This window comes from Acidovorax sp. (assembly GCF_022763525.1).
GTDB lineage: Bacteria > Pseudomonadota > Gammaproteobacteria > Burkholderiales > Burkholderiaceae_C > Acidovorax.
In genome coordinates, this window is the sequence record NZ_JALEGG010000050.1 from 1 (window position 1) to 12,630 (window position 12,630).

The 12,630-nt window shown below is 61.5% G+C and carries 11 protein-coding genes and 1 tRNA gene; 3 read left to right on the forward strand and 9 right to left on the reverse strand.

Features of this window, described 5'->3' with window-relative positions:
* Positions 1-208 precede the first annotated feature (208 nt).
* The 6 genes from MRY84_RS03595 to MRY84_RS03620 form a co-directional block, all read right to left on the reverse strand.
* Positions 209-844 carry a 50S ribosomal protein L25/general stress protein Ctc gene (locus tag MRY84_RS03595; RefSeq protein WP_291504385.1) on the reverse strand — a complete coding sequence of 212 codons (636 nt, stop codon included), beginning with the start codon at positions 842-844 and terminating at the stop codon, positions 209-211.
* Positions 845-1,004: 160 nt separating this feature from the next.
* Positions 1,005-1,979: a ribose-phosphate pyrophosphokinase gene (locus tag MRY84_RS03600; RefSeq protein WP_291504386.1), complete on the reverse strand. Its 975-nt coding sequence runs from the start codon at positions 1,977-1,979 to the stop codon at positions 1,005-1,007.
* Positions 1,980-2,025: 46 nt separating this feature from the next.
* Positions 2,026-2,102: transfer RNA gene (locus MRY84_RS03605), tRNA-Gln, on the reverse strand.
* 42 nt (positions 2,103-2,144) lie between these two features.
* Positions 2,145-2,990: a 4-(cytidine 5'-diphospho)-2-C-methyl-D-erythritol kinase gene (gene ispE, locus MRY84_RS03610; protein ID WP_291504387.1), complete on the reverse strand. Its 846-nt coding sequence runs from the start codon at positions 2,988-2,990 to the stop codon at positions 2,145-2,147.
* Between the two features lie 29 nt (positions 2,991-3,019).
* Positions 3,020-3,493, reverse strand: coding sequence for a lipoprotein insertase outer membrane protein LolB (locus MRY84_RS03615; protein ID WP_291504388.1), 474 nt, complete (start codon positions 3,491-3,493; stop codon positions 3,020-3,022).
* Positions 3,494-3,585: 92 nt separating this feature from the next.
* Positions 3,586-5,364 carry a tetratricopeptide repeat protein gene (locus tag MRY84_RS03620; RefSeq protein ID WP_291504389.1) on the reverse strand — a complete coding sequence of 593 codons (1,779 nt, stop codon included), beginning with the start codon at positions 5,362-5,364 and terminating at the stop codon, positions 3,586-3,588.
* 29 nt (positions 5,365-5,393) lie between these two features.
* Between MRY84_RS03620 and mutM the strand changes: the two genes are divergently transcribed.
* From mutM to mutY, 3 genes are all read left to right on the forward strand, one after another.
* Complete coding sequence (gene mutM / locus MRY84_RS03625; RefSeq protein ID WP_291504390.1) at positions 5,394-6,209, forward strand: bifunctional DNA-formamidopyrimidine glycosylase/DNA-(apurinic or apyrimidinic site) lyase; 816 nt, start codon at positions 5,394-5,396, stop codon at positions 6,207-6,209.
* A 254-nt stretch (positions 6,210-6,463) separates the two neighbouring features.
* Positions 6,464-8,425 (forward strand): dynamin family protein, encoded by a 1,962-nt coding sequence (locus MRY84_RS03630; RefSeq protein WP_291504391.1) that lies wholly within the window; start codon positions 6,464-6,466, stop codon positions 8,423-8,425.
* Complete coding sequence (mutY, locus tag MRY84_RS03635; RefSeq protein ID WP_291504392.1) at positions 8,422-9,495, forward strand: A/G-specific adenine glycosylase; 1,074 nt, start codon at positions 8,422-8,424, stop codon at positions 9,493-9,495. Before MRY84_RS03630 ends, mutY begins: the two co-directional genes overlap by 4 nt.
* A 14-nt stretch (positions 9,496-9,509) precedes the next feature.
* Here the strand turns inward: mutY and rapZ are convergent, their stop codons facing one another.
* From rapZ to ppnK, 3 genes are all read right to left on the reverse strand, one after another.
* Positions 9,510-10,373 carry an RNase adapter RapZ gene (rapZ, locus tag MRY84_RS03640; RefSeq protein WP_291504393.1) on the reverse strand — a complete coding sequence of 288 codons (864 nt, stop codon included), beginning with the start codon at positions 10,371-10,373 and terminating at the stop codon, positions 9,510-9,512.
* The gene (gene recN / locus MRY84_RS03645; protein WP_291504394.1) at positions 10,373-12,043 is read right to left on the reverse strand and encodes a DNA repair protein RecN; all 1,671 of its coding nucleotides are present in this window, start codon (positions 12,041-12,043) and stop codon (positions 10,373-10,375) included. The genes rapZ and recN overlap by 1 nt, the downstream gene beginning before the upstream one ends.
* Before the next feature lies 1 nt (position 12,044).
* Positions 12,045-12,630: NAD(+) kinase (ppnK, locus tag MRY84_RS03650; protein WP_291504395.1), on the reverse strand; the 586-nt coding region annotated here is incomplete at its 5' end.

Here is a 12,630-nt window from a genome sequence, read left to right on the forward strand (position 1 = left end):
GCGCGGGAGGGGGGCGGGCGCCCGCCGCTGGAGTGGAGGCCGAACGGGTGACGGGGAGGGGGCGCTTACGGCGCGCGCGTTCCTGAGCGCGGCACGCTGCCGCAGCGCCCCAATGAAAACGGCCCACGCAGGGTGGGCCGTCAAAGGTCAGGTCAGGGCCGCGATGCGGGATGACCTTGAGGAAGAAGCTGGTCCGGCAACGGGCCGATTACTTCTTGCCCTTGCCCTTGCCCTTGGCATCGGCAGCAGGTGCGGCTTCCGCAGGGGTCTCGACGACCACCACCGGAGGCACCACCGACACCAGCACGGGGTTGTTGTTCTGACCGCCGCGCACCTTGGGCGTCACGCCCTTGGGCAGCTTGATGTCCTTCAGGTGCAGGGAAGAACCCTTTTCCAGCGTGGACAGGTCCACTGCGATGAACTCGGGCAGGTCCGAAGGCATGCAGGTCACGTCCAGTTCGTTCACGACGGGGTTGACCATGCACTTGTCGACCTTCACGGCGGGCGATTCTTCAGCGCCCGAGAAGTGCAGTGGCACCTTCATGTGCAGCTTGGTCTTCTCGTCCACGCGCTGGAAGTCGATGTGCAGCACGAGTTGCTTGTAGGGGTGGTATTGCACGTCACGCAGCAGCACCTTGCTGGTCTTGCCGGCAACTTCCATGTCCAGCACGCTGGAGTGGAAAGCTTCCTTCTTGAGGGCGTGCCACAGGGCATTGTGGTCCACCTCGATCAGTTGGGGCTCGGCGGCACCACCGTACACGATGCCAGGCGTCTTGCCCGAATTGCGCAGACGGCGGCTCGCACCCGTACCCTGCTTGGCGCGCTCAAAAGCGACGAAGTTCATAGTTAGCTCCTGGAGAGAGGCGACCGCGACCAGTCGTCCTCTGTTTCAAAAAAGGCGTGCGGCATGCTTGCCGCCCACCACTGGTGTTCCCGAACAGACAACAAGCCTCCCGAGGGAGGCTTGTGCGCTACCGGTTCCGCCCACTCCCAGCGGGAGCAGGTCAGAACAGGTTGTCCTGGTCCGAGAACAGGCTCATCACCGACTCACCCTTGGCAATGCGCTGGATCGTTTCTGCGATCAGCGGGGCCACGGAGAGTTGGCGAATCTTGGCGCATCCACGGGCGTTGTCGCTCAGCGGGATGGTGTTGGTCACGACCACTTCATCGAGGGCCGTGCCCTGTGCAATGCGTTCGATGGCAGGACCAGAAAAAATAGGGTGCGTGCAATAGGCATACACGCTCTTGGCGCCGCGTTCCTTGAGCACCTCGGCCGCCTTTACCAGCGTACCGGCGGTGTCGATCATGTCGTCCATGATCACGCAGTTGCGGCCTTCGATCTCGCCGATCACATGCATCACTTCCGACACATTCGCCTTCGGACGGCGCTTATCGATGATGGCCAGGTCACAGTTGAGTTGCTTAGCCAGCGCACGGGCGCGCACCACGCCGCCCACGTCGGGCGACACCACGATGAGGTCTTCGTAGTTCTTCTGGCGCAGGTCGCCCAGCAGCACAGGCGATGCATAGATGTTGTCGACGGGAATGTCGAAGAAGCCCTGGATCTGGTCGGCATGCAGGTCCATGGTCAACACACGGGCGACGCCCACGGCCTGGAGCATGTTGGCCACCACCTTGGCGGTGATGGGAACGCGCGTGGAGCGTGGCCGGCGATCTTGGCGGGCATAGCCGAAGTAGGGGATCACCGCGCTGATGCGCTCGGCAGAAGCGCGCTTGAGCGCGTCTACCATGATCAGCAGTTCCATCAGGTTTTCGTTGGTGGGTGCGCAGGTGGACTGCACCACGAAAACATCCCGTGCACGGACGTTTTGCTTGATTTCAACGGTGACTTCACCGTCGGAGAATCGGCCCACATCGGCAGCGCCCAGAGGGGTGCCGAGGTGTTGGGCAATTTCAGCTGCCATGCCAGGATTGGCATTGCCGGTGAAAACCATGAAGTCGGGTTGGTTGGCTTGCATGAGAGTCCCAGCAATCTGAAAAAAAGCCCGTATGCGAGAAGATGTTTGGCAGGGGAAGAAGGATTCGAACCTTCGCATGCCGGAATCAAAATCCGGTGCCTTAACCAGCTTGGCGACTCCCCTACACAGGTCAACTGCCGAAGGCAGCTCACCTTAATTCGCTTCTCATGTCCATCCCGCCAGTGGATGAATCATCAGATTTTCACATGCTTTGACCTGCCAGCCCGCCGGGGCTCCGTTCAAATCTATCGCATGTGGCATTTGCGCAAACACTGCACTGCCTGAGCCCGTCATCCTGCCTTGCAAACCGCGTTCAGCAAGCCATTCGATGGCTTCGGTAACCTGCGGGCAAAGTGCCTGGGCGACTGGCTGCAAGTCATTTCGACCGAAGTCAAAGTGTGCTGCAGCAAAGCCTAAGATTGTAGCACTATCTGAATCGCGTTTCAAACTTGGTGACGAAAAAATTGTTTTTGTCTCCAGGCCTGCTGCAGGCTTCACGATGGCAAAGCGTGCTGGCGGTACTTGGTGCTTTTTCTCAAGCGGCGTGATTGTCTCACCAATTCCCTCTACCCACGCGTTGTGTCCACGTAAAAAAAACGGGACATCGGCACCCAAGGTCAGGCCGATCCTCTCCAGTGCAGCGCGCGGCAGGTTCAGTCCCCAGAGCCGATTGAGCGCAAGGAGGGTGGTCGCCGCGTCCGACGAGCCGCCGCCCATCCCAGCTTGCGACGGGATGCTCTTGAGAACGCCGATGCGCGCACCTTGGCTGCAGCCGGTGGCTTCCTGGAGGGCACGCGCTGCCCGCAAGGTCAGGTCGACTTCCGGCAAGGCAATACCGAGATCTTCGCGCGTGACGGTGGCATTCCTGCTGCGCTCGAAATGCAGTGTGTCGCACCAGTCCACCAGCATGAAGACAGACTGCAGCAAGTGGTATCCATCGGCGCGTTGGCCGGTGATATGTAGAAAAAGGTTGAGCTTTGCCGGGGCAGGCACGTCATACAGCGAATGCATGGCCACTGGAGACACAAAAAAGGAAGAGGTTAGCGCGTCAGTGCGAGGCGCAAGGTGGCTTGTGGTGCGGGCTCATCGCGGTGGGCTACCAGCCTTCCCTGCTCCAGGTTGGAGAGGTCGGCGCGCCAGCCGGGCGTGGTTGAATGCACGCCCTTGAGCCACTGAAACAGGGCTGCGACCGGGATTGGCGTGCCTGTCACGTCTTCCAGCAGCGCGTCCAGCGAGTGCGAGGTCCGCGTTTCTTGCGCGGTCGCCAATTGCGCGTGGCCATCTTGCCATTCCAGCTGTGCGAGGCGATTGCCCAATGGGCTGATCAGTACCAGCCCACCCTTCCGGACGTCACCGTACAGTTCAAATGCCGCAGAGAACGATTGCGACGCCTGGCCGTCCACTTGCAGCGAAATGCGGCCACTCCAAGCGTCTTGTCTGCCGGCGACCTGTTGCGGAGGCTGCGCGCAGCCCAGCAACCAGAGCGGGAAAGCGCACCACACGAGCAGCCGCACGAACCGCGCAAGGAACAGAGGAAAGCGCAAGAGGCGCGATCGCACCGGAAAGCACCCAGCCATTCGCACCGCCGCGAGCAGTTGGTCTGGCGTCAAAGGCTGGCCCCCAGCCGTTTCAGGGTCTCTTTCAACGTTTCGTTGTCGGGGCTTGTGCGCTGGCCTTCTTTCCAGATCCGCATGGCGGCTTCCTTGTCGCCCAGGGTCCAGAGCACCTCGCCCAGATGGGCTGCTATTTCGACGTCGGCGCGTGCCTTGTAGGCGGACTCGAGCAGTCGCCGGGCCTCCGCCAGATTGCCCATCCGAAATTCGACCCACCCCAGGCTGTCGCCGATGAAGGGGTCGTTGGGTGCGAATTCCAGCGCTTTGAGAATCAGCTGCTTGGCCTCGGCGAGACGCACGCCGCGGTCCGCGAGCGAGTAGCCGAGCGCGTTGTAGGCATGGTAGTGCTCGGGCTTCTTTGCAATGATTTCCCGCAGCAGCCGCTCCATGGTGTCGGGCTGGCCCGCCTTCTCAGCGAGCATCGCCCGGTCATAGACCAGTTCGGTGTCATCGGGTGCCAGGGCGACGAGTTCTCCCTGGATAGCGTAGGCCTCCTGGTAGAGACGCATTTCGCGCAGCAATTGCACTTCTGCCAAAAGTTTAGTGCGCTTGTCGTCAAGCGTAGTGCCAGGCAGGGAGCGCAGCAGCGCCCGTGCCTGGTCGACCTTGCCTTGGCGTGCGAGCAGGGACGCGCGCCGGGTTTGTGCAGTGAAGACTTCTTCCGCGTTGTCGATGCGCGCAAGCCACGCTTCTGCAGCCGCAAAGTCCTGCTTTTTCTCGGCGATCTGGGCATGGAGCAGGTAGGCCTGCGTCAGCCCTTTCTGGCGCAGTTCGGCATCGGGGGCTGCTGAGACGAGATCCATGAAGCGCTGGAGCGCAGCTTCCGCGGCTGCGAGGCGGTTGTCCTGTAGCTGAAGAGTCGCCAGTACCAACCAGGGCTCTACCAGATCGGGCTTTTCCTGCGTTGCGAGTTCGAGCTGCCGGGCAGCGTCGGTGTAACGTTGCAGGCCCAGAAGCACGCGTGCGTACGCCATCCGAAGCTCTGGTACGGACCGTTCAGCGAGTGACTCGATCACCAGGGGCTCGGCCTCCGGGGTGTTCTCTTCCAGTAGCTCCAGTGCCAACCTGACGGCGCCCTCATTGGCCTTGTCCAGGGCCTGTGCCTTCCGGGCTGCCTCCAAGGCGCCAGCCTTGGATCCTGCCGCCAATCGAATGCGCCCCAACGACACCCAGGCCAGCGGCCCAGTAGCGGGGTGCACGAGTTCATCCACCAGTGCGGCTTCCACCACTTTGGCGGCAAGCACCTTATCACTAGCCCGGCCATACATCTGCGGTAGCGCGGCCAGCGTGGATGTCTTGGCGCGCGGTGACGATTGCGCCAGTTCCTGACGCAGCAAATCGGGCGTTTCGCCAATCCGGTTGAGCGCCACCAAGATTTGAAGCACGTAGCGGTTTGCCTCCCGGGACTCGGGCAGCGCTTCCTTCCAGGCCTTTGCGGCTGCCAGGGCGTAATCCCCTGATCTCGCCTGCAGTGCGATATCGGCCGCCCTCTGGTAGAGCTGCCCATCAGCGCTGCGACGCGCAGCCTCAAGCATGAATGCATAACCGGCTCCCGGATCACCGGTCCGCGCGCTGACTTCTCCCAGGAAAATCTCGTAGAAGAGCTCTGCGTCAAGAGCCGGGTTGGATTCCACCGCTGGTTGGTTCTCGGCAGAGTTCGCCTCTGCGCCCACCGATTGCGCCCCTGCAGCATGCATTGCCAGCGCCATCACCGCGGCCAGTGAAGCGATCCGAAAGCTCTGAAATAACACCATCGGGCCATAATAATCCATGCCTGTTCACTCGATGTCGTGGTCTTTGTATGCCCGAGTTACCTGAAGTCGAAGTGACTCGCCGAAGTCTTGCCGACGGCATTACCGGCGCTCGCATCGCGGCGGTCTATCTGGGAAAGCCCTTGCGCTGGCCGTTGGGCTGTGCGCCCGACACCTTGGTAGGGCAGCGGGTTGAGGGGCTGCGTCGGCGAGGGAAATATCTTCTGGCCGACATCAGTGACGGGGTGGTTCTCATCCACCTGGGAATGTCCGGCAGCCTCCGATTTGCCAGCGATCTCCCCCCTGCAGGTGTCCACGATCATTTCGATTTGGTGACTACCCAGGGAACGCTACGTTTGCACGATCCACGCCGCTTTGGGGCGGTCGTGTATGCCAGGGCCGAGCAGGACCCTGTCGCAGCAAAGCTGCTGGGTACGCTGGGCGTGGAGCCGCTGTCAGCGGGGTTTTCCCTGGAGATGTTTCGGGCCGGCCTGAAAAAGAGCCGGATGCCCATCAAGCAGTTGCTATTGAGTGGCAAGCTGGTGGTGGGGGTTGGAAACATCTACGCATCGGAAGTGCTTTTCCTCGCTGGCATCCGGCCGACCACCGTGGCGTCGCGTATTGGCCCTCAGCGCGCGCAGAAACTACACGCCGCCATCCAGTCCGTCCTCGCCAGGGCCGTCGAAATGGGCGGCAGCACGCTGCGGGACTTTTCAAGCGCCGACGGTTCTGCGGGACATTTTCAGACCCAGGCCAACGTCTACGGCCGTGAAGGCGCCCCGTGCCTGGTGTGTGGCGGGCTGATTCGAGCCATCCGGCAGGGGCAGCGTAGCACTTACTTCTGCCAGGGATGCCAGCGCCCTTGATCGCTAGGGGTCCTTTGCAAGAATCACCGCGACGTGTGCATTTGCGGGCTGGGGCGGGCTGCGATGCTGCCAATGCTCGCAATAGTTGCTGTGCTTGCCGCCTTGCAGCGGCTCCAGATCCGAAGCGGACGCTTGTTCAGCGGGATTCGTGCAGGGAATTCCCAGACACGGGCCTTCTGGGATTGGGTGGACACTCGATGCTATATTTTGTGTTTACCCGCTTGGCGGGTCGTCTATAGATCTCCGGGAGCAAAGTGGGACCTTCCTTCAACGAACAGTTCGACCAGCACGGCGTCTGGCGACGTGAGTTCGCCCATCAACTCAAGCGGCTGGCTGAGTGGATGGCCTCCCATGAGCTGATGGACGCTGCCGTTCAGGAGCGGCTGCAGCGGCTGGAGGACCAAGTCCGAAGCGACAAGGTCATGGTGGCCTTTGTGGCAGAGTTTTCGCGTGGCAAATCCGAGCTGATCAACGCGATTTTCTTTGCAGACTACGGTCGACGCATCATGCCCGCCAGTGCAGGGCGCACCACGATGTGCCCGACGGAGCTCGGTTACGACGCCAGCTCGCCCCCAAGCCTGCGCTTGCTGCCCATCGAAACCCGCCTGCAGATGCAAAGCTTGGCGGAGTGGCGGGTCAAGACCGACCGCTGGGAGGAAATCCCCCTGACCGTTGGGGATGCTGACCAGATCGCCAAGGCGCTGGAAAAGGTATCGGAAGTGCGCAAGGTCAGCCTGGACGATGCGCGAGCGTTGGGCTTTTGGCACGACGATCTGGTTGACGAGAATCCGGTTCCCGATGCGGATGGGTTGGTGGAAGTGCCCAAATGGCGCCATGCCCTTATCAACATCCCGCACCCTTTGCTCAAGCAAGGGCTGGTGATTCTGGATACGCCAGGGCTCAATGCCGTGGGTGCCGAGCCGGAACTCACCGTCAATCTGATTCCGCAAGCGCATGCAGTCGTTTTCATTCTTGGAGCGGACACGGGTGTCACCCGGTCCGATTTGTCGATCTGGCGTGAGCACCTTGCTACCTCGGTGGAAAGCGTGGACGCCCGACTGGTGGTGCTCAACAAGATCGACACGCTCTGGGACACGCTCAACTCCGCCGAGCAGGTGCAGGCACAGCTAGAGCGCCAGTGTCGGACCTCGGCAGAAGTGCTGGGCATTCCGTTGGACCGGGTGGTACCCGTTTCTGCGCAAAAAGGACTGGTGGCCAAGATCACGGCCGATGATCTTTTGCTGGAGAGCAGTGGCTTGCCGGTTCTCGAAGAGGTATTGGCCAAGGGCATCATGGGCCGGCGGCAGTCCATTTTGCGCGCGGCGGTGGCCAATGGGGTGTCCAACTTGCGCGTTGAGACGTCGCGGGTCATCAACATTCGCCGGAGGGACCTCGATGACCAGATGGCTGAGCTGCGAAGTCTCCGGGGCAAAAATGCGTCCGTGATCGAGTCGATGCGTCACCGTATCGAGCAGGAGCAGCGCGAGTTTGATTTGAGCACGTCCAAAATACAGGCGGTACGCGCCGTGCATCTGAAGCTGCTTCGCGAAGTGTTCCAGCAGCTAGGCGCCAAGGCCCTGAAGGCAGAACTCTCCGAACTGGCCCAAACCCTGCAGCAGAAGGGGCTCAAACTGGGGGTCAAGAAGATCTACCTCCAGACTTTTGACAGCCTGCGCGCTACGCTGGACAAAGCCCAGGCGTCGGGGACTGAAATCCAGGCCATGCTGGGGGGGACCTTCCGGCAACTGAACGCCGAGTTCGGCTTTTCCCTGCAAGTGCCAGCGCCGCCGCAACTCGAGCACTTTATCCAGGACTTGAACCAGATCGAGCAGAGCCATCTCCAGTACCTGGGCATGAGCAATGCGTTGAAGCTGGCGCAGCCCGAGTTCTCTGAGCGCCTGGTTCGTGCGTTGGCCATGCGTTTGCGAACGGTGTATGAATCGGCGGCCAATGACCTGGAACTGTGGAGCAAGTCCGCCACGGCGCAGCTGGACGCGCAGTTGCGGGAACGCCGCCGCAGTTTTTCGCGCCGCATTGAAGCGGTGGACCGCATCCAGCAGGCGGCCAGCGGGTTGGTGGAGCGTATTTCTGAAATCGAAGCCAACGAGGAAGAACTGGGACAGTTGGAGCGCAGGTTGCAGGAACTGACTGCCCAGCTGATTGCGTTGCCGGGCGTTAATGCCGTGACCACGGGCGGCGATCCCCTGCCTGCATGAGCAGCAGGTCGCAAACAGAGGGGATTGCCGAACTGGTCGTTGCCTGGCAGGCATCCCACGGGCGCAATCACCTTCCATGGCAACAGACCCGCGATCCTTATCGGGTATGGTTGTCGGAAATCATGTTGCAACAGACGCAGGTTGCAACGGTGCTCGACTACTACGAGCGGTTCCTGAGCCGCTTTCCCAATGTATCCGCCTTGGCGCACGCGAGCCAGGATGAAGTGATGGGCCTGTGGAGCGGACTTGGCTACTACACCCGCGCTCGCAATCTGCACCGTTGCGCCCAGCAGGTGGTGACGCACCATGAGGGTGAGTTTCCACGCACGGCCGAAATGCTGGCAACCTTGCCGGGCATCGGGCGATCCACGGCTGGAGCGATAGCCGCCTTCTGCTTTTCTGAACGTGTGCCCATCCTGGATGCCAACGTTCGGCGAGTCTTGACGCGGGTGTTGGGGTTTGAGGAAGACGTTGCACTTGCAAAGAGTGAGCGCCTGCTCTGGAGTGCTGCACAAGCGCTATTGCCGGAAAATGATCTAGAGACCAGCATGCCGCGCTACACCCAGGGACTGATGGACTTGGGCGCTTCGGTCTGCACGCCGCGCGCACCGGAATGCGTGCGATGTCCCCTCATGGCACGCTGCGCAGCATTTGAGCGAGGGGACCCCGAGCGGTATCCTGTAAGGACTCGCCGGTTGATACGCCGATCGGAGTCCTGGCACCTGCTGGTGTTGCGTGACCCGGACCACCGCGTGTGGCTACAACGCAGGCCAGCCTCGGGAATCTGGGCTGGGATGTATTGCGTACCAGTTTTTGCGGATGCCGCGTCGGCGGACGCGTTTCTTGCCAACGTGGGCGAAGCGCCGGCCATAGTTTGTAGCGATCTCCAGCCATTTCTTCACGTGCTGACACATCGGGATTTGCACCTTCACCCGCACCTGGCGACAGGGTGCTTTCCGGAACAGTTGGCGGTGGACGGCGCTTGGTTTGGTCCGGACGAGTGGCCTTCCATGGGGTTGCCCACCCCTGTCCGCAAGTTGCTCGGATCAACGCAGGCGCAGCTGTGGTGAACAGCGGTTACGCCTCATCTTCCATCCAGTTCCCGGTGCCGTTTGAGTGTGGCCCAGCGGCTGCTTAAAACCGCCGCCAATCTTTCTACCAAGTACACCGAGCGATGCTGGCCGCCAGTGCACCCGACGGCCACCGTGACATAGCTGCGGTGATTTCTGTCCAGCATTTCCAGCCAATGGGCGAGGAACTGCTCAATGTGCGCCTGCATGAGCGAAACATCGGGTTGCTGCCGCAGAAAATCCGCCACCGGCTCGTCCAGGCCGGTCAACTCGCGCAACGAAGGCTCATAGTGGGGGTTGGGCAGCATCCGCACGTCAAAGACATAGTCTGCGTCCATCGGAATCCCCCGCTTGAAGGCGAACGATTGGAAGACCAGGGTCATTTGCCCCCGGCTCGTGACGAGCAAGCTCTTGACATAGCTCTGGAGCTGAGACGCCCTGATCGTACTGGTATCAATGACGTGCGATTGCTCTCGCAGCTCTGCCAGCAGTTCACGTTCCAATTCGATGATCTGCACAAGCGCCCGGCGACCCTGCTGCAAGTCATCGTGTGAAAGAGGGTGGCGGCGCCGGGTTTCAGAAAAACGCCGTACCAAGGTGTCGATGGTGGCGTCGAGAAAGATCGATTGCACGGAAACCCCGTTGCTTCGAAGGCGCTTGAGTTCCTGTGGGACCTGGTGCAAGGAGGTCGCGCTGCGAACGTCCATCGCGATGGCAACCCGGTTGCCGTGATGGCGATGCTCCAGAGCAACGAAGGCGGGCAAAAGCTCTGGGGGGAGGTTGTCGACACAGTAGTACCCGGCATCTTCCAATGCGTGGAGCGCCACGGACTTTCCCGAGCCCGACATGCCGGTGATCAGCACGATTTCCAGTGCCATCAGTCGCCTCCAACTGGCAGCGCGGGTGCCAACTCCAGCATCTCGCGTGCGTGGGCGAGGGTGGTGCTCGTTGAGCGTTCGCCTCCCAGCATGCGCGCGATCTCTGCAACCCGGCTTTCATCCCGTATCACCACAACCGTGCTGGTAGTGCCCGCAGAGTCCTTTCGTTTGGACACTTTCAGATGATGGTGCGCGCAGGCCGCCACTTGCGGCAGGTGGGTCACCGCAAGTACCTGGCGATCCGAGCCCAACTGCTGCATGAGCCGGCCCACGGTCTCCGCTACGGCGCCGCCCACGCCCGAGTCCACTTCATCAAAGATGAGTGTGGGGGCCATGCCCAGTTCGCTGGTCGTTACGGAAATGGCCAGCGAGATGCGCGAAAGCTCACCCCCTGAGGCCACTTTGCCAATTGGCTTGGGCGTCATGCCGGGGTGGCCCGCCACGAGGAAGGTTACGTCATCCATGCCTTTGGGCGAGGGGTCCTGTGCCTTCGTGACCGACACTTCGAACACCCCGCCCTCCATGCCCAGGCCTTGCATGGCCTGTGTGATGGCGTGCGAAAGCTTCGGTGCGGCCTTTGTGCGCAGCAGAGATAGAGCGCGTGCGGATGCGTGGTATGCCTTGGCGCTGGCCGTCTCTGCGGTCTCCAGTTGTTGAAGGTCTGTCGCTGCGTCCAGCCGCAGCAGCTCTTCCTTCCAACTGCGCAGCAGCATCGGGAGCTCTGCGGGAGTGCGCTTGTACTTGCGAGCCAGCGTCATCCACAAAGCAATGCGGGTGTCCAGTTCCGCCAAGCGCTGTGGGTCGATTTCCGCATGCCGCAGGTACGACTGCAGGGAGTGCACCACATCGCCTGCTTGCGCTAGGCTGGATGAAAGAATGTCCGCAAGATTTGCAAACTCAGGTTCGATGTGCTCTTGGCCCTGCAGAAGCGCATGGGCACGCGAGAGCCCACTCAAGGCACCGGCATCGTCGCCCTGCAGGGCATTGAGAGCGCCCTCCGCTCCATCCAACAGTGCCTGGGCGTGCGAGAGGCGCTTGTGCTGTGCTTCAAGCTCGTCCCATTCGCCGTCGCCAGGCGCCAGCTTTTCCACCTCACCGATTTGCCATTGCAATCGCTCGCGCTCTTGCTGCAAGGTCGCCTGGGCCATGCGGGCTTGCTCAAGCGCCTTCTGATCAGCGCGCCACCGGGTCCAGCAGGCTTCCGCATCGTCTGTCGCGGCGCCCGCAAACGCGTCGAGCAAACCGCGAACAGAGTCGGGTTTGGTGAGGCTTTGCCATGCATGCTGTCCGTGGATGTCCAGCAGCATTTCACCCAAGGCCCGCAGCTGGGCCGCAGTGGCTGGCGTGCCGTTGATCCATGCCCGGCTTTTTCCCTGGACATCCACAGTCCGTCGCAGGAGCAGGAGATCGTCTATGTCGAACCCTGCTTCTTCCAGCCACGAATGGAGCCGGTCGGGGCAGTCGAACTCTGCGCAAATGTCTGTCTTGTTGGCACCTTCGCGAACGACCCCGGCATCCGCGCGAGAGCCCAACACAAGCTGCAGCGCATCAATCAGGATGGATTTGCCTGCGCCGGTTTCCCCGGTCAAGACCGTAAAGCCTGCGCCCAGTTCCAACTCCAGGGATTGAACGATGACAAAGTCACGCAGGGTGATTCGCCGCAGCGCCATGTCAGGAGCCCCCCTCATTCCAGCGCAGCTTCTTGCGCAGGGTGGCAAAGTAGTTCCATCCGCGGGGGTGAAGAAAACGCACGCGGTGCTCGGAGCGGGTTACCAGAATGCGGTCTCCGTGCAGCAGGGAGGCCAGCGACTGCATATCAAAGTTGGCGCTGACGTCCCGGCCACTCACCACCTCCACCGAGACCTCCGTGGCGTCTGAAAGGACGATGGGGCGATTGGACAGCGTGTGCGGCGCGATGGGCACAAGGACCCACCCCGGAATGGATGGGTGCAGCATGGGGCCGCCAGCTGACAACGAATAGGCAGTCGAGCCCGTGGGCGATGCAATGATGAGACCGTCCGCCCGCTGGTTGGCGACAAAATATCCCCCCACGTTGACCCGCAGCTCCACCATACCCGACGTTGCGCCCCGGTTCACCACCACGTCGTTCATCGCAAGGGCTTCGAAGACGATCCGCCCATCACGCACGACGGTCGCGTGCATGAGTGGTCTCAGGTCTTCCTCAAACTCGCCTTCCAGCATGGGCGGCAGCGTGGCTTGGTACGTATCGAGCGGAATGTCGGTGATAAACCCCAGC

What these genes read in the sequence shown, in the direction of transcription:
- MRY84_RS03595 (WP_291504385.1), bottom strand. Translation starts at nt 844, where the DNA reads ATGAACTTCGTCGCTTTTGAGCGCGCCAAGCAGGGTACGGGTGCGAGC.
- MRY84_RS03600 (WP_291504386.1), bottom strand. Translation starts at nt 1,979, where the DNA reads ATGCAAGCCAACCAACCCGACTTCATGGTTTTCACCGGCAATGCCAAT.
- ispE (WP_291504387.1), bottom strand. Translation starts at nt 2,990, where the DNA reads ATGCATTCGCTGTATGACGTGCCTGCCCCGGCAAAGCTCAACCTTTTT.
- MRY84_RS03620 (WP_291504389.1), bottom strand. Translation starts at nt 5,364, where the DNA reads ATGGATTATTATGGCCCGATGGTGTTATTTCAGAGCTTTCGGATCGCT.
- mutM (WP_291504390.1), top strand. Translation starts at nt 5,394, where the DNA reads ATGCCCGAGTTACCTGAAGTCGAAGTGACTCGCCGAAGTCTTGCCGAC.
- mutY (WP_291504392.1), top strand. Translation starts at nt 8,422, where the DNA reads ATGAGCAGCAGGTCGCAAACAGAGGGGATTGCCGAACTGGTCGTTGCC.
- rapZ (WP_291504393.1), bottom strand. Translation starts at nt 10,373, where the DNA reads ATGGCACTGGAAATCGTGCTGATCACCGGCATGTCGGGCTCGGGAAAG.
- recN (WP_291504394.1), bottom strand. Translation starts at nt 12,043, where the DNA reads ATGGCGCTGCGGCGAATCACCCTGCGTGACTTTGTCATCGTTCAATCC.